Raw genomic sequence first — 16,072 nt, 5'->3', positions numbered from 1 at the left:
GGTATCAGCCTTCAATATCCGACTTCGCATAAGCCTGAATGAACCAGCCCAGTGCAAGACCAATGACCGCCCACATGAACAGGTTTGTCGCAAGCGATGCGACAGCATATTGCGAAGCAAGCAGCGATGGGATTGGCGATGCAATATCTTCCGGATGCGGTGCACCATAAAGATGTGGAGCGATAATCAGCACAAGCCCGAGGATTTTGGAGATGATCTCATTACGCAAAACCAGCAGATAAATGCCGACACCGCTTAACACCACGGTCAAAACCCACCAGAGCTGGCGCTGCGCCAAATCAGCGGCGGGCATCGCAGGCAGTTCCGGCGAAAGCCCCAAAGCTGGCAGGAAAGCGACCGCAAAGAAACCGGCCACACCCCAGAAAATACCGTTCTGCGGCGTAATACGGCGACCAAGCAACAAAGCGACACCGCCCAGCAGCAATGCAAAACCTGCGCCCGCAACGAGATTGGCGAGAATAGTATTGCCTAAACGGCCAAACGGTAGCTCGGCCCCCGCCTCTTCGCCTTCGCTCGCAACAGATGCGGCTTGATCATGTGGCTGTGCCTCTGCGCTACCATGATCATGTGGTGCAGCGGCTTCTGCTCCATGACTATGACCGCCATTGGCCTGTTCATAGGTTTCAGCCTGCAGAATAAGCGGCACGGTTTTCAAATACATGGCAGGCGTTACAAGAAGCCCCGCCAGAAGGCCCGCAGCAAGCGTGGCCAAAAGATAACGAATTAACATATTGCGTCCCTCAACAACAATCCACGCCGATGGCCGTCCACCACCGGTCGCTACAAAGCATCAAATCGTGCGAAAATGACTTAAGTGCTCAGTGACAGGGGAACCCATATGAATGACGCGTATCATGCGCAGAATCGTGCAGCGCATCGGAATGAGCAAGACCGACCCCATAGATCAGAAATGCACCGAGAAGGAGCGAGACGACAGCCGTACCAAGACGCGTTGCGAGTGGCATAGCTAAAGTGTTGGGAACAGAATTTTGTGTACGTGCAGCCATGACAACCTCCGTGCAGGCAGCCGGGAAAGACCTCCCATGGGGTGCGGACAAAATGTCCTTCACGCAACAGGCAGGTCTCCTGGCTCACGGGTCGTAGGGTTTGAAGCTGCCTTCCCAGAAACGCTGATGTTTCCAGTGGCCGCCGGTTAACCGGCTTGCCTCATCCCTCTCCGCTCTACAGTCGCGGGGTCGGCTGCGATAAAGACGCCCGGATTGGGTCCGTCCGTCGCATTCCCTTTTGGTATCGCCGGGATTCGTCCCGGCAAAACCTGTTGTGTAAATCGACACTAGGCTTTCGCCAATGCGGCGTCAATCGAGTGCAAACAACGCATCAATATCAAGACAGTTTTCAAGGCCGTCGGCCAGCTCATCAAGTGCCTCTTCAATGCCAGCACGATAATTCTCGCCTGAACTGCTCACGCCGAGCGTTGCAAGAAATTGCCGACGGAACTCATCCGCACCAAAAACACCATGCAGGTAGGTGCCCATCACCCGACCGTTCGCCGAGACTGCACCGTCATCGTGATCGCCGATCCGCGCGAATGGGCGGATAGCATCGGGACCATTTGTACGCCCTATATGAATCTCGTATCCATCAAGTGCTGCATCATAAAGTTGCGAGTGAGCCGCAACATTGCGCACGACTTTTTCCAGTTCCATCACAGTGTTGACGTCCAGCAGCCCCAACCCGTCAATGTCGCGCACCTGACCCTCGATACCGCCCGGATCGCTTATCCGGTTGCCAAGCATCTGGAACCCACCACAAATACCAAGCACATGCCCGCCACGCCGCACATGGAGCTGCAAATCACGCTCCCATCCGTTTTCGCGAAATGCAATCAGATCGGCAATCGTCGATTTTGTTCCCGGTAAAACCACAAGCCCTACATCATGCGGCAAAGGCTGTCCCGGCGGAACCATGACAACCTCAACCTGGTTTTCTGCTTTCAGCGGATCAAAATCGTCGAAATTCGCAATACGCGGCAACATGGGGACTGCTACTTTCAACGCCTTGGCATCGCCGCGCGTTGCTCGTTCCAGAACGACCGAATCTTCAGCAGGCAGTCGTGACACGGCTTTCAACCATGGAACGACCCCAAAAGAAGGCCAGCCCGTAAAGCGGGTAATCGCTTCCAGACCGTCATCGAACAGCGAAATATCGCCGCGAAACTTGTTGATCAGGAAGCCGCGCACCATGGCGCGATCCTCATCTGGAAGAATTGTATGCGTACCGACCAGCGAGGCAATCACCCCGCCGCGATCAATATCACCCACCAAGACGACTGGCACATTTGCACGCGTGGCAAAGCCCATATTGGCGATATCGCCGGCGCGCAGATTGATTTCGGCAGGCGACCCCGCACCTTCGATCAACACCAGATCGGCGCCTTCACTGACAACATCAAAGGATTCCATCACCGCCGCCATCAGTTGCGGCTTTAACTGCTGATAATAGCGCCCACGCGCCTCGCCACGCACTTTACCCTGCACAACCACCTGACTGCCCATGTCAGTCTGTGGCTTCAGTAGAACCGGGTTCATATGAACCGATGACGGTTCGCCGCAAGCCAGAGCTTGAAGCCATTGCGCGCGCCCAATCTCGCCGCCATCATCGCTGACGGCTGCATTATTCGACATGTTTTGCGGTTTGAACGGCCGAACTTTCAGCCCGCGATTGCGTGCAACGCGACAAAGACCGGCAACAAGCACACTTTTGCCGACATCCGAACCCGTTCCCTGAAACATGATTGCGCGTGTCATGCGAGCTTGCCTATCCCAACTTCATGTGACTGGCAATCGCCAGCAGTTGCGGCAACCTTATATGCAAAAATGCGCATCAGTTTATTACAAAAGTGAGCAACATTATTCCAATGGAGCGTTGGCAGCCACGCGCCATTGTGATCTAGTCGCCTCAGGAGGGTGCGGTGCTCATAGGGAGGAAACCATGGATACTGCCGACCAGAACCAGTTTGAACTCAATGAAGATCAACTCGCCATTCAAGATATGGCGCGCGGCTTCGCATCGGATTTTGTTGCGCCTCATGCACTGCGATGGGATCGCGACAAACATTTCCCGATTGACGTTATAAAGGAAACCGGACCGCTTGGCATGGGTGGCATTTATGTTCGCGAAGACGTAGGTGGATCGGCACTTAAACGCTCTGATGCGGTCCTTATTTTCGAGGCGCTTGCCGAGGCTTGCCCAGCTTTTTCAGCGTTTATTTCCATCCACAATATGGCAGCATGGATGATCGATACGTTTGGCAATGAAAGCCAGCGTCAGACATTTTTGCCTAAACTTACGTCGATGGAATGGCTTGCGAGCTATTGCCTGACTGAACCCGGTTCAGGCTCCGATGCAGCCGCACTTCGCACCCGCGCAGAGCGGGATGGCGATCACTATGTACTTAACGGCACCAAGCAGTTTATTTCCGGTGCGGGAGCTACCGATCTTTATGTAACTATGGTGCGTACCGGCGAGGACGGTCCGAAAGGAATTTCTACCATCGTTGTGCCGAAAGATGCGCCCGGCCTGTCGTTTGGCGCCAATGAGCACAAGATGGGTTGGAATATGCAGCCCACCCGCACAGTGATTTTCGACAATTGCCGCGTGCCTGTCGCCAACCGTCTGGGTGACGAAGGTACGGGCTTCCGAATCGCCATGGCCGGCCTTGATGGTGGACGACTAAACATCGCCGCCTGCTCGCTCGGTGGTGCACAATCTGCACTCAATAAAGCTTTGGAATATACGGGGCAGCGCAAGGCTTTCGGCCAGACAATTGACCGGTTTCAGGCGTTGCAGTTCCGCCTTGCTGATATGGAGACCGAGCTCTCAGCAGCAAGACAGCTTCTTTACACTGCTGCGAGCAAGCTTGACCGCAAAACGCATGATGCCGGCAAATGGTCAGCGATGGCCAAACGCTTTGTCACCGACACAGGCTTTAACGTCACCAATGACGCGCTGCAGCTTCTGGGTGGCTATGGCTATCTTCATGATTACGGCATCGAGAAACTTGTCCGCGATCTGCGCGTTCATCAGATTCTCGAAGGCACCAACGAGATCATGCGCGTCATCATTGCTCGCCAGCTGATCGGACGCTGATACAAATATTGAATGGGAGGAAATCATGGCCACTATCGCGTTTATCGGCCTCGGTAATATGGGCGGCCCAATGGCCGCCAATCTGGTGAAGGCTGGACACAAGGTCATAGGCTTTGATCTGCTGCATGCTCATCTTGAAGAAGCTAAAGCCAACGGCCTTCAGATCGCGGCAAATGCTGCAGAAGCGGTCAGCGATGTAGACGCGGTTATAACCATGTTGCCTGCTGGTAAACATGTTCTTTCTGTTTATGAAGACATTGCCCCTAAGGCTCGTAAAGACTCACTCTTCATCGATAGCTCGACGATTGACGTTGATTCGGCGCGCAAAGCTCACGAAATCGCAGCCCGCCATGGCCACCTCTCCATTGATGCACCGGTTTCGGGCGGCACAGGTGGCGCCGCAGCAGGTACCCTCACCTTTATGGCGGGCGGCAGCGATAATGCCTTTGCAAAGGCTGAGCCGCTTCTTCAGCCGATGGCTGGTAAGATCGTGCATTGCGGCGGCGATGGCGCAGGTCAGGCTGCAAAAATTTGCAACAACATGATTCTCGGCATTTCGATGATCGGCGTCAGCGAGGCCTTTGTGTTAGCTGAAAAATTAGGCCTCTCGCATCAGGCACTGTTTGATGTGGCATCCACCTCATCGGGGCAATGCTGGTCGCTGACGACCTATTGCCCGGTGCCCGGACCAGTACCAACATCGCCTGCCAACCGGGATTATAAGCCCGGATTTGCAGCAGCTCTGATGCTCAAAGACCTCAAGCTTTCGCAGGAAGCGGCAAAAAGCTCGGGTGCTGCAACGCCGTTGGGCGCTCATGCAGAAGAACTTTACAGCCGCTTCGACAATGAAGGGCACGGCGGAGCCGACTTTTCGGGCATAATAAATTTCTTGCGCTCAACCAAAGCAGGCAATTGAGAAATTCTTCGCCAAAGCAGCGAAAAACTTGCTTTGTTTAGATTTGCTTAAGTATCTGATAACTGTCCGGTAACGATGTTGCGCTAAAAAGGAGCCAGAGACGGTGCAAACCTTCTCGACGCTCCGGATCTGGTACTGCGTACCGGAGCTTCAGTCTCTCCCGCCTGTGTATTGTTTGGCGGGAACGCCATGCGTTTTTGGCAAAACCGTGCACCTTCAGAGGCAGCGCGGTTTTTGCCATTGTTCATTTCATAAATTATGCGTGATTTTTATATTAGATCTGGTCCCAAAGATTGAATTCTGGCCATAATCCTGTGAAAGCTAACCGCTGCTTGGTACGCAGATAAAGCGTAATTTTTTCTGGGATCTATAGATTTTGAGTGCAACACGACCAATAACGGCACTTCCAGCCGAAAAAAACACGTTCGGTTTACCGGCGGCGGTGCTTTTTGTCCTTTGTTATTTCGCCTTCCAGGCAATATTGGTCACGTTTGTATCAAACGGTGCAGGTCTCGACGATGCGGAACAGCTCGCCAATATCGGCTATCTTGATTGGGGTTACGGCGGCTCTCAGCCACCGCTTTACACCTGGATAACAAATATTACGGCGTCGGTGCTAGGCACTTCTATGCTGACGTTGCAGATCGTCAAGTTCGGTGTACTCGCAAGCCTTTTTCTAAGTGTATTCGCCGCAATGCGGCTGCTCGGGTTTTCACGTATCGTTGCCTCGGCGTCAATGCTTGGGCTTTTTCTCATTCCGCAGATTGGATGGGAATCGCAGCGCGCACTCACACACTCTGTTGCAGGCACAGCGGGCTGTGGTTGGGCCTTTTTGGCTCTTGCCTGGCACATGCGCGCCCGTCATGTGGGTTCGGCGGCCGTACTTGGCATTACTATGGCTGCAGCGATTCTGGGCAAGTTCAATGCCTCGCTTTTCATAATTATGCTGATTGTCACCGCTCTTTCAGTCCCCGAATATAGAAAAATTCTCCTTTCAAAGCTCTCTATCGTCACAATCATTGCCTTTGGCGCGGCTTTCGCCCCCACGGGCATGTGGATGCTCGCGCATAAATCGAGCGTCATTGCTCGCTCTGGCAAACTCCAGATAGGCGCTTCGGGAAATCTCTTTATTGACCGCCTCAACGGTGTCGGCAGCTTTATTGAAGCAGCCTTTCTATTTTCGATTGTAGCACTCGCGGTTGCGGGCATTATTGCGCTTATCCACTCGAAAGCACGGACATCACCAAATAAACCGTTCACTTCAGGCGAGATTTTTATGCGTCGCCTGCTTATCATCGGAATGGGAATTGTTTTTGCCGGTGTCGTGCTGGCCGGTGTCAGCAATATCAAAGACCGCTGGTTGCAGCCGGTTCTTTTCCTTCTGCCTGCAGCCACCGCTGCCTGGTTTGCACATTATCGAACCGGAACACGAGCACTGATAGATTTCGCGACTGTAAGTATCGTTGCGGCCCTAATCGTGCCACCTGTCCTTGCCTATTATCTCACATATGGCTCAAGCACGCCGCCCTATGGCCAGCTGGAATATCAGCGTCTTTACGATGAAGTGAGACAGCAGGGCGAGTTTAAAACGATCTTGACGGACAACGCACAGATCCCCGGTAACTTCCGTCTCTTCGACCCGTCTCTCCAGATTATTCATCCTGAAACACCGTTTGGTGCGGCCAATGCAGCGAGACCTACGCTGGTTATGTGGTTCGGAGATGCAGTTCCAAATGAGCGTGTATCGGCGCTTATAAACGAGGCGCAGATTCATATTCCTGAAACGGGTATTACAACGACCAAGATCGCCTACAGAACCCGTCCAGACATGAACATCACTGTGAGTTACTTCCTGCAGAAATAAAAAAGGTCCGGGTAATTACCCGGACCTTTTCATTTTATTCTACTGTTTCCTGCACCGCATGTGCGGTGCCTTTGACGTCGCGCCCGACGCCGCGGACTGTATTTGCGCAAGACGCCAGCGTGAAAGCACACAGAACGATGGCAACGGGGACAATGCGGGATAGCTTCATAACAGTCTCTCCATTGAGATGCTCAATTCAACCAAATATGCCTCCCAAACTACCTGACGCGCGCTGCCCGGTATTCTGGCGGTGAAGCCGTTACTCGGCTGTCACATATAAAATCTAGCGCAGCTTTTTTCGCTGGCAAGAGAGGTATTTAGTAAACTGCTAAAGTTTCATTGCACGGCTCAACCTGCGCGAAATGTATCGAAGCGACCGCTGCGGCGATAGCTTTCAAAAACATTGCGTAAATGTTCAGCGACCACCTGAATGTGCTGGCGCGCGTCCGGTTTAATGATCATTCCGAGCTGATAACGTCCAAGCTGCGGCAGATTATGTTCAGGTCCGAGCGCTACAATTCCCTCTCCCAGCAATGTTTTACCGAAAGGTGCAATAGCGAGATCAGCCTGTATGGCAGCGCGCTGCCCTGTAGAATGAGAACTCATATAGGCGATACGATAAGACCGGCCTGACTTTTCCAATGCTTCCAGCGCATTTCCACGCCATGCACAGCCCTCTTCCCATATGGAAAGCGGGAGCGGATCACGACGATAGGCCGTACCACATTTTGCGCCTGCCCAGACCAGCTCCTCATCAAGCAACACTTCAACGTCACCCCTGCCCGGAACGGTATGAGAGAGATTGACCAGCGTGACGTCAAGACGGCGTTCATCCAACCGCTTACGCAGATTGGTGCTTTGATCAATGACGACATCGACAGTGACGCCCGGATGGGTCTCAGCAAATCGCTTCAAAACCAGAGGCAAAACACATTCGCCAATATCGTCAGGCGACCCTAAGCGAACAACGCCTGTAACCGTCGGAGCAACAAATTTGGCCACGGCCTCGCGATTGAGCGCAAGAAGTCGCCGTGCGTAGCCGAGCAATATCTCACCATCACTCGTCAGCGTAACCGAACGCGCATCTCGCTCAAAAACGGCAACCCCGAGCTGCTCTTCAAGTTTCTTGATCTGCATCGAAACAGCCGAGGGCGTCCGAAAAACCACATTTGCCGCTGCCGAAAAACTGCCTGTATCGGCAATGGACGCGAATGTGCGCAACACATCAATATCGAGCATTGGCAGAGGATGTTGAACCGGCGCTGTCATGTTGAACTCCGCGATTTCCGTTAGTTCAATTTTTCTGATCTTATACCTTTCTATATTTCGTTTGATTGAACGTCAAGATGGTCGCAAGCTCTCATCATCGAGATCAGAACATCTCCACCCAACCACTTGGTCTCACTTTTTGTCAGGAGAACGAAAATGAGCATTCAATGTGAAGCACTGCAAAACGAATCTGGTTCGCGCCCATCTGTCATCCCAAGCTGGCTGCAAGCGAACATTGTTTCGGTCGTCGCTTTCTATGCCGAATGGGCTTATCAGCGGCGCGTAAAGAAAAGCCGCAGGGTGCTGGAGTCGTTACCGGAACACATTCTACACGATATCGGCTGGCCTTGTGTGGATGATCGACTTCCAACTTCCACACGCATCAGCCGAAAGAAGTAGATAGCATCGTCAGTTGAGGGCAGGATATTCCTTGCCCTCAATTAAACGACATATAGATGCCAATTTACGGCAGGCATTTAGCCGCACTATGCAATCTGAAAGTTCTATGTCTCAATATGTCTGTCCTGTTTGCGTCATAGCCTACCCCCTATAAATCCGGGCTGGAGCAACAGGATGGCCGGTCAGAAAGCGACCGGATGACAGGGTCTGATAAAGCCCCGGTGTCATGACGGAGGCACAAAGCCGGAAACTGCGTCGGGAACCGCAGTTCGGGCTTTCGAGAATGGGAACGATCAGGCTATGAATCAAGCTTCATCGGTTAAGAGGTCTATTGTTTTTTTTCTGGTCCCTGACTTCTCGATGATCGCATTTGCGACAGCAATTGAACCGCTGCGCATTGCCAATCGAATGCTGGGCTATGAAGCCTATCGCTGGCGGTTGACATCCACCGACGGCAAACCGGTAACAGCGTCGAACGGCGTGGAATGCGCTGTCAATGCTTCGCTGGAGGACGAGCGACGCTTCCTTCAGCGCGAACAGCGCCCTTCCATGGTGTTTGTTTGCTCGGGCGTTTATGTCGAAGAATTTCGCAACAAGTCAGTCTTTGCCTGGCTACGCGAAGAATATAACCGCGGCGTCGCGGTTGGCGGCCTTTGCACGGGCGCGCACATTCTGGCGGCTGCCGGCCTTCTCTCTGGTAAACGTTGCGCCATTCACTGGGAAAACCTGCCCGGCTTCTCCGAAGCTTTTCCAAAAGCGGAAGTCTATGCCGATCTCTTCGAAGTCGATGGCAACATCTATACCTGTGCAGGCGGAACCGCCTCACTCGATATGATGCTAAAGCTCATCGGTGATGACTTCGACGATAATCTGGTCAACCGCATTTGCGAACAGGCTCTCACGGACCGCGTGCGCAATCCGCATGATCGCCAGCGTCTGCCGCTTCGCGCTCGTCTTGGTATCCAGAACTCGAAGATTCTGACGATCATCGAAATGATGGAAGCCAATCTTTCAGAACCGGAAGCGCTTATCGATGTGGCGCATAATATCGGGCTTTCGCGTCGCCAGGTCGAACGTCTGTTCCGTCAGGAAATGGGTCGCTCACCAGCGCGTTATTATCTCGAAATTCGTCTCGACCGGGCCCGGCATCTGCTGCTGCAATCATCCATGCCGGTTGTTGAAGTTGCCGTTGCCTGTGGCTTTGTTTCCGCGTCGCATTTTTCCAAGTGCTACCGCGAACTTTACGGGCGTTCGCCGCAGCAGGAACGGGCTGACCGCAAAATGCTGATAGCAGCCTGATCGGAGAAACAAGCATAAAAGCCGCATTATTCACAATGCGGCTTTTCTTTTTAAATCATAGTGATAGCCCTGCCCTGTGAATCAAATTCTCAACACATTAAGGTTCCGGATTTCCTGTCCGTCAAAACGATCAAACAGCCATTGAGCTTCGGTCGCCTCACGCCGTGATTATGTCGTAGAATGACAATTGTAAGCTCCTGCCAATCACTATGTTTCTATCAAATGAAAAATGGGATCGCATAAAATGGCAGAGTTTCCTAAGAAAGCGAAAGTAGTCATTGTCGGGCTGGGCGGCATCGTTGGCGCATCCGTCGTCCATCACCTGATCGAGCGTGGCTGGGACGATATTGTCGGCATTGATAAATCCGGCATTCCCACCGATATCGGCTCCACCGCACACGCATCTGATTTCTGCTATGCAACCAGCCATGATTTTCTGTCGTGCTGGACAACGCTCTACTCCATCGATTTCTATGAGAAGATGGGCCATTACGCTCGCGTCGGCGGCATCGAAGTTGCTCGCGTCGGCGACGATTCCCGCATGGAAGAACTGAAACGCAAAGTCGCATCCGGCAAAGCTTTCGGCACACGCGCCCGCCTGATGGAGCCTGCGGAAGTCAAAGAAAAATTCCCGCTAATCGAAGAAAGTCTCGTTCAGGGAGGCTTGTGGGACCCGGATGCAGGTCTCGTTATTCCGCGTTCGCAAACAGTTGCAGGCAAGCTGATTGACCAAGCCGAAGCAGCTGGCAAGCTTCAGAGCTTCGCCAATACCCCCGCACAGTCGCTTGTTGTTGAAAATGGGCGCATCAAGGGCGTTGTCACCCATCGCGGTACGATCGAAGCGGATTATGTTGTGGTCTGTGCCGGTCTCTGGGGCCGTCTGATTGCCGAGATGGTTGGCGAAGACCTGCCAGTCATGCCGATTGACCATCCGCTCACTTTCTTCGGTCCCTATAATGAATTTACAGGAACCGGCAAGGAAATCGGCTGGCCGCTCATGCGCGATCAGGGCAACTCAGCCTATATGCGCGACACCGGCGACCCGAAGACGGCCGAAGGCGGTCAGATCGAATGGGGCTACTACGAAGAAACCAATCCGCGCCTCTGCCATCCGCGTGATTTGCTTGAAAAGCACGAAGCACGTCTGTCGCCATCACAGCGCGATCTCGACATGGAACAGGTACTCGAACCGCTCGAGCGCGCCATCGAACTGACACCTATCCTCGGCGAACTGGGTTACAATGAAAGCCATTCCTTCAATGGTTTCCTTCAGGTCACGACTGATGGCGGTCCTTCAATGGGCGAAAGCCAGAAGGTGCGCGGCCTCTGGTATGCAGTTGCAATCTGGGTCAAAGACGGCCCCGGCATGGGCAAGCTCATTGCTGACTGGATGACAGATGGCCGTACAGCAATCGATCACCACGCTATCGACTATTCGCGCTTCTATCCGCATCAGATGACCGAGCAGTTCATCTGGGATCGCTGCACCGAAACGGCGATGAAGGTCTATAATCCGGCAGTGCATCCGCGCGAACCGTTTTCCAAAGGCCGCAATATTCGTCGCTCACCTTTCTATGAGCGTGAAAAGGAACTTGGCGGTCACTTCATGGAGCTGGGCGGCTGGGAGCGTGCGCACGGCTACGCGGCCAACGAACATCTGCTTGAGAAATATGGCGACCGCATTCCGGTCCGTGAGAACGAGTGGGACAATCGCCATTTCTGGCGCGTTTCCAACGCTGAGCATCTCGCACTGAGTGAAGATTGCGGCATTATCAATCTGTCGCATTTTGCCATGTACGACATCGAAGGTCCGGATCATGTCGAGCTGATGGAATGGTTATGCGCTGCCAAGATCGGCGGCGATGCCAATATCGGCAAAGGCATCTATACGCATTTTCTCGATGATGAAGGCATGGTGCGCGCCGATTTCACGGCCATCCGCATGGCAGACCGCATCCGCATGATCAACGGCGCGGATGCCGGTCCGCGCGATTTCCATTATATGCGCCGCGTGGCTGAAGATAAGGGCTTTGATGTCACTATTACCGATGTGACTGAGAAATATGTCACCATCGGCATTTGGGGACCTAATGCACGAGACAATCTCAAAAAGGTTGTCGAGAACCCGGAGGGTCTTGACCTTGAGAACTTCGCGTTTGCCGCCATCAAGCCAATCCGTATTGCAGGCAAGGACGTAACAGCGTTCCGTATTTCCTATGTCGGCGAACAGGGCTGGGAATTGCACATGCGCTATGAAGACGGCCTCGCTGTCTGGGATGCGCTGCGATCAACCGGGGCAATTGCTGTCGGTGTTGAGACCTATGCGAATACACGCCGCATGGAGAAAAGCCTACGCCTTCAGAATGCAGATCTGCTCACTGAATACAATCTGCTTGAAGCTGATCTGGCTCGCCCGAAGGTCAAGGAAGCAGACTTCCGTGGCAAGGCGAAGCATCTTGAGTACAAGGCTCGTGAGCATCAGCCAGCCATGCTTTGCACGCTGGTTATGAGCGAGAATGTCGACTCCAAAGGCGTCAAACGCTACCCGGTCGGCATTCTGCCGGTGCTCGACCCTGAAACGGGTGCAACATTGGTTGATGAACTCGGACGTCGCTCGTTCACGTCGTCCATCGCCTACGGCCCAACCATCGGCAAGAATATCGCACTTGCCTATCTGCCTTGGTCCTACTGCCAGGAAGGCCGGAAGTTGAATGTGGAGTATTTTGGCGAGACTTATCCGGTCGAAGTGGTATCGATTGGTTACAAGCCACTCTACGACCCGGAAAATCTCAAGCCCCGCAGTTAAAGAGCAGACCGAAAAGTGCGACGCGGTTCTCGGAACAAGAGGCGCGCAAAAACAAATAGATAGAGAATTCCCAATGGTTCAATGAAGATGGGAGACGCTCTAATCGTAAAGTTCAATAAAAAGCCGGGGTTGTGCCCCGGCTTTCTCAATTCGTGTTGATCTATTTATTGAATGGTCGCCTTACCACCCGAAATCGTAATGGTTTCGTCGCCCTTCAGCGCCTCACGATCACCATTCGGGAACGTTACAAAACAACCGCCATTGCAGAAATCGACTGTTTCACCAGGTGCCACCAGCATTTCACGCTTCGAAGCGCCTTCAGTCACCACAATGGTCTGAGCCGAGCTGTCGTTGTTGGCAACAGTTGCAGCATAAAGGCTCGGTACGGAGAACGAAATCGCGAGCATCGCACCGATAGCGACCTTGCCAGCATAATTGACCTGAGTTCTGTTCATATCGTTTCAGCGTTTCCGCTGCTCCCGCTACAAGCCGAGTATACGGCCCCATTGCTCTAAGACAGTTCGCCTGCCTCTTTTCGTAATCATTTATAAGACTTCAAAACTGAACTGCAACTGAACGACATATTCATAATTCGCATTAAAGCGCATCCCAAAAAGTACGAAGCAGTTTTCGGAACAGGATGCACGCAAAAACGAATAGATAGAGAGTTTCCAACGATTCAGTGAAAACTGGAAGTAATTTAAAGCGTTCAGACTTTGTCGTCATGTTCAGGCTTTTCGCCCTTCTCAGACTCAGCAGGCTTTTCCTTCCGCGTCTTTGTAGCGCGTGGGGTATCTTTATTCATAAGCTCGGAAAGCTTTTCGATTTCAGTAACACCAAGAACCAGATCAGTGGAAGACGAAGCCAGCTCGATACCTTCTGCGTGGAAACGTTCAACGATCTGGAATCGCAGCTCATTCTTGATACCGCCCGTCGATGTAATATCTGCAACATGTGCGTAGATATCGAACACCAGCAGAGAATCCGTCATGCTCTGAAACGCCACGAACGGTTCCGGATTTTTTAGAATTGAAGGATGACTGCGGATGATTTCTAGCAGCAACGTGTGAACGCGACGCGGCTCATCGGTATAGGCTGCCTGCACATTAATATCGATTCGGCCAAGCTTGTTACGAAGGGTCCAGTTACCGACATTGCCGTTGATAAGCGTCGAGTTTGGAACGACAATCGACTGCTTCTGAAAAGTCTCAACTTCGGTTGCACGAACGCTGATCTTTTTTACGATACCGCTAACGGTGCCTGCTTCGACCCAGTCGCCCACTTTGAAAGGACGTTCAGCCAGAAGAATAAGGCCCGAAACGAAGTTCTGGACAATGTTCTGCAAGCCAAAACCGATACCAAGTGACAGACCACCAGCAATCAGTGCGAGACTGGATAAATTGAAGCCAGCTGCCGAAACACCAACCAGCGCCGCAAGTACCAGCCCCACATAGCCGACCACCGTGCGGATCGAATTACGAACGCCGGAATCTACACGGCCACGCGCCATAACGCTGTTATCAAGCCAGTTCTGGAACCAACGCGTCATCAGATAGACAACGACGAAAAGCGCAATACCCGTCAGAATACCCATCAGCGAAATGGAAATATTGCCGATAGGGATGCCCGTCATCAAGTTATAGAAAGTGCTTTTCAGCTCCGACCATTGGAAACCAAACTGCATCAGCACGAGCGGTATGCCGACCAGCGCCACCGCAAAATTGATGAGAATGCCGACACCAAGCCCTATTTGGTCAAGTGTCGCTTCATCAAAATGGAAGCGGTCACGCATAACCCGACCAATCGGGCTGGACGCAAAGGCCTGTTCTTCCGAAATTGCACGACCGGTCAAAAACCCGAGATACATCGTAACGAGGAACGCCCCGGTAACAACGATCTGCTGTGCAGCAAAGCGTGCAAGTCCGATAAAGCCAAGACCAGCTGCTATAATCGGCAAAAGACCAAGGACGACCAGGAATATCCTGAACATTTTAGGCCAGGGGCGGACGCCCTCTTCTCCGTCTTTTTCTATTGGCTTCACAAAGGCGACGATGAGGATCAGAACGCCGATCACGACCGTCGAAAGCAAGCTTTTCGCCATCGTCAAAGAGAGCGGCGAGGAAAGAACCTGGTTTACTTTGCTGAAAAACGAGTCGAGCCCGTTAATCAATGCCATACCTGTGATCAGCCAGACGAGAACCCGACCTGGGCGTGGCGCGACCGGCACCAACCGCCATGCTGGTGTGTATGGGCTTATACAGGCAAACGCCAGCCGGCTGATAAAGAACACAATGCCCAAAACGACGAAGAGCGACTGTAGAAGCCCTGCAATATCAGGTCTTAAAACATTGAAGTAATTGAGAAAGAAATAGGTCGTTGCCAGAAACACACCGACCGCACCCGATGGGATCGCTGTCGACCAGAATGCAACCGACAAACGGCTCAGATAAGAGGGTGTTTCAATCGTCGGATCACGTTCGTAAAGCGTACCGAGAACACGGCGCGCGCCGAGCTGGATGATCAGTGCCGCGACAAAGGCAAAAAAGGCCGCTGCCAGAAACGAATTCAGCTTGAAGGTGGAGACAAAGCGCCACCATGATTTCACGATGCTCCACAGCGAAACCATCTGATCGCCAGCAGCCGAGGTTACTTCAGATCCGAGTGTAAGATCGAGATTGACGCGCTGAGACAAGGTTTGCGCAAACAGGTCACGGCGCATATTGCCGATTTTCGCCGACATCTGATTGACCGAAAGCGATGCATCTTCCGTCTCGCCGATAACGGCGTTGATCTCGGCCTTTTCAGCAGTCAGTCGTGCGCGTTCATCCGCAACTATTTGCGGCTCTGCCGGTTGATCGCCGGAGGGGGCGGCACCCAACTGCTCCAGACGTGTGTTGATTTCCGTCAGCCTTGGACGAAACGCAACACCCGCATCAAGCAGCTTCTTGGAAAGACCATCAAGCTGTAGCTTGAGATTTGCGAGCGTCTCATCGCTGGTCGAAGATTTTTGCAGCTGATCGTTGATCGATTTGGTCTGCTGCTTGAGATCATTGATGATCGGCTTTTGTTGCTGCACCACACCAGAAACGGGTGTGCTAGCTGCCGCAGGTTCTGTTGCTACCGGTGCAGGAGCTTGAGCAGGCGCCGATTGCTGAGCGAGAGGCTGAGCCTGTTGCGGTTTGTTATCCTGAGCAAACGAATGATCCAGCGCCCCAAGCGACACAGCAAAAGTGGTCATTGCAAATGCAATTGCGCGGAACGTCGGTAAATATGCCAATTTAAGCTCTGCCAGTTTCACGATCACTGTTTCAACATAAAGCGCGTTGAAGCGGAAGCAAGCCCTACAACATTGGGCCGAAAATCGAAATCGGTTTTATGACCAACAGAG

General features: G+C 52.7%; 13 protein-coding genes and 1 riboswitch. Of the genes, 6 read left to right on the top strand and 7 right to left on the bottom strand.

All coding sequences use genetic code 11. The annotated features are described in order from the left end of the window. Positions 1-4: 4 nt before the first annotated feature. The 3 genes from QSJ70_RS01735 to QSJ70_RS01725 all read right to left on the bottom strand — a co-directional run bounded on the left by QSJ70_RS01735 (position 5) and on the right by QSJ70_RS01725 (position 2,789). A complete protein-coding gene (locus QSJ70_RS01735) occupies positions 5-751 on the bottom strand; it encodes a CbtA family protein (protein WP_285534591.1) in 747 nt (248 codons plus the stop codon). A gap of 88 nt (positions 752-839) precedes the next feature. After that, positions 840-1,028, bottom strand: coding sequence for a CbtB domain-containing protein (locus QSJ70_RS01730; protein ID WP_285534590.1), 189 nt, complete (start codon positions 1,026-1,028; stop codon positions 840-842). Between the two features lie 52 nt (positions 1,029-1,080). Beyond that, a riboswitch (cobalamin riboswitch) is annotated at positions 1,081-1,316 on the bottom strand. A gap of 21 nt (positions 1,317-1,337) precedes the next feature. Next, positions 1,338-2,789 carry a cobyric acid synthase gene (locus QSJ70_RS01725; RefSeq protein WP_215775463.1) on the bottom strand — a complete coding sequence of 484 codons (1,452 nt, stop codon included), beginning with the start codon at positions 2,787-2,789 and terminating at the stop codon, positions 1,338-1,340. 184 nt (positions 2,790-2,973) lie between these two features. On the opposite strand from QSJ70_RS01725, the gene QSJ70_RS01720 reads away from it, so the two are divergent. The 3 genes from QSJ70_RS01720 to QSJ70_RS01710 all read left to right on the top strand — a co-directional run bounded on the left by QSJ70_RS01720 (position 2,974) and on the right by QSJ70_RS01710 (position 6,911). Continuing rightward, positions 2,974-4,131: an isobutyryl-CoA dehydrogenase gene (locus tag QSJ70_RS01720; RefSeq protein ID WP_079212028.1), complete on the top strand. Its 1,158-nt coding sequence runs from the start codon at positions 2,974-2,976 to the stop codon at positions 4,129-4,131. A gap of 25 nt (positions 4,132-4,156) precedes the next feature. Beyond that, positions 4,157-5,047 carry a 3-hydroxyisobutyrate dehydrogenase gene (mmsB, locus tag QSJ70_RS01715; RefSeq protein WP_285534589.1) on the top strand — a complete coding sequence of 297 codons (891 nt, stop codon included), beginning with the start codon at positions 4,157-4,159 and terminating at the stop codon, positions 5,045-5,047. A 481-nt stretch (positions 5,048-5,528) separates the two neighbouring features. Beyond that, positions 5,529-6,911, top strand: coding sequence for an ArnT family glycosyltransferase (locus tag QSJ70_RS01710; RefSeq protein WP_247645059.1), 1,383 nt, complete (start codon positions 5,529-5,531; stop codon positions 6,909-6,911). 34 nt (positions 6,912-6,945) lie between these two features. Here QSJ70_RS01710 and QSJ70_RS01705 read toward each other — a convergent pair whose 3' ends face one another. After that, the gene (locus tag QSJ70_RS01705) at positions 6,946-7,080 is read right to left on the bottom strand and encodes an entericidin A/B family lipoprotein (protein ID WP_007875604.1); all 135 of its coding nucleotides are present in this window, start codon (positions 7,078-7,080) and stop codon (positions 6,946-6,948) included. 179 nt (positions 7,081-7,259) lie between these two features. Then, on the bottom strand, positions 7,260-8,180 hold the full coding sequence (locus QSJ70_RS01700) for a LysR family transcriptional regulator (protein WP_007875606.1): 921 nt from the start codon (positions 8,178-8,180) through the stop codon (positions 7,260-7,262). Positions 8,181-8,336: 156 nt separating this feature from the next. Here QSJ70_RS01700 and QSJ70_RS01695 point away from each other — a divergent pair, with 156 nt between their 5' ends. The 3 genes from QSJ70_RS01695 to QSJ70_RS01685 all read left to right on the top strand — a co-directional run bounded on the left by QSJ70_RS01695 (position 8,337) and on the right by QSJ70_RS01685 (position 12,684). Continuing rightward, entirely contained in the window at positions 8,337-8,579 is a 243-nt protein-coding gene (locus QSJ70_RS01695; RefSeq protein ID WP_285534586.1) for a DUF1127 domain-containing protein, read from the top strand. A 300-nt stretch (positions 8,580-8,879) separates the two neighbouring features. Beyond that, entirely contained in the window at positions 8,880-9,878 is a 999-nt protein-coding gene (locus QSJ70_RS01690) for a GlxA family transcriptional regulator (protein ID WP_064320775.1), read from the top strand. A gap of 244 nt (positions 9,879-10,122) precedes the next feature. Then, positions 10,123-12,684, top strand: coding sequence for a GcvT family protein (locus tag QSJ70_RS01685; protein ID WP_285534584.1), 2,562 nt, complete (start codon positions 10,123-10,125; stop codon positions 12,682-12,684). 164 nt (positions 12,685-12,848) lie between these two features. Here QSJ70_RS01685 and QSJ70_RS01680 read toward each other — a convergent pair whose 3' ends face one another. Together QSJ70_RS01680 and QSJ70_RS01675 are read right to left on the bottom strand one after the other, a co-directional pair. Further along, positions 12,849-13,139: a hypothetical protein gene (locus QSJ70_RS01680; RefSeq protein ID WP_007875611.1), complete on the bottom strand. Its 291-nt coding sequence runs from the start codon at positions 13,137-13,139 to the stop codon at positions 12,849-12,851. Between the two features lie 254 nt (positions 13,140-13,393). Next, a complete protein-coding gene (locus tag QSJ70_RS01675) occupies positions 13,394-15,922 on the bottom strand; it encodes a mechanosensitive ion channel domain-containing protein (protein ID WP_502871659.1) in 2,529 nt (842 codons plus the stop codon). Positions 15,923-16,072 lie beyond the last annotated feature (150 nt).

Source organism: Brucella sp. NBRC 12950 (assembly GCF_030268145.1).
GTDB lineage: Bacteria > Pseudomonadota > Alphaproteobacteria > Rhizobiales > Rhizobiaceae > Brucella.
The sequence above is the reverse complement of the archived record's forward strand: the minus strand, read 5'-3'. Positions and strand labels throughout refer to the sequence as shown.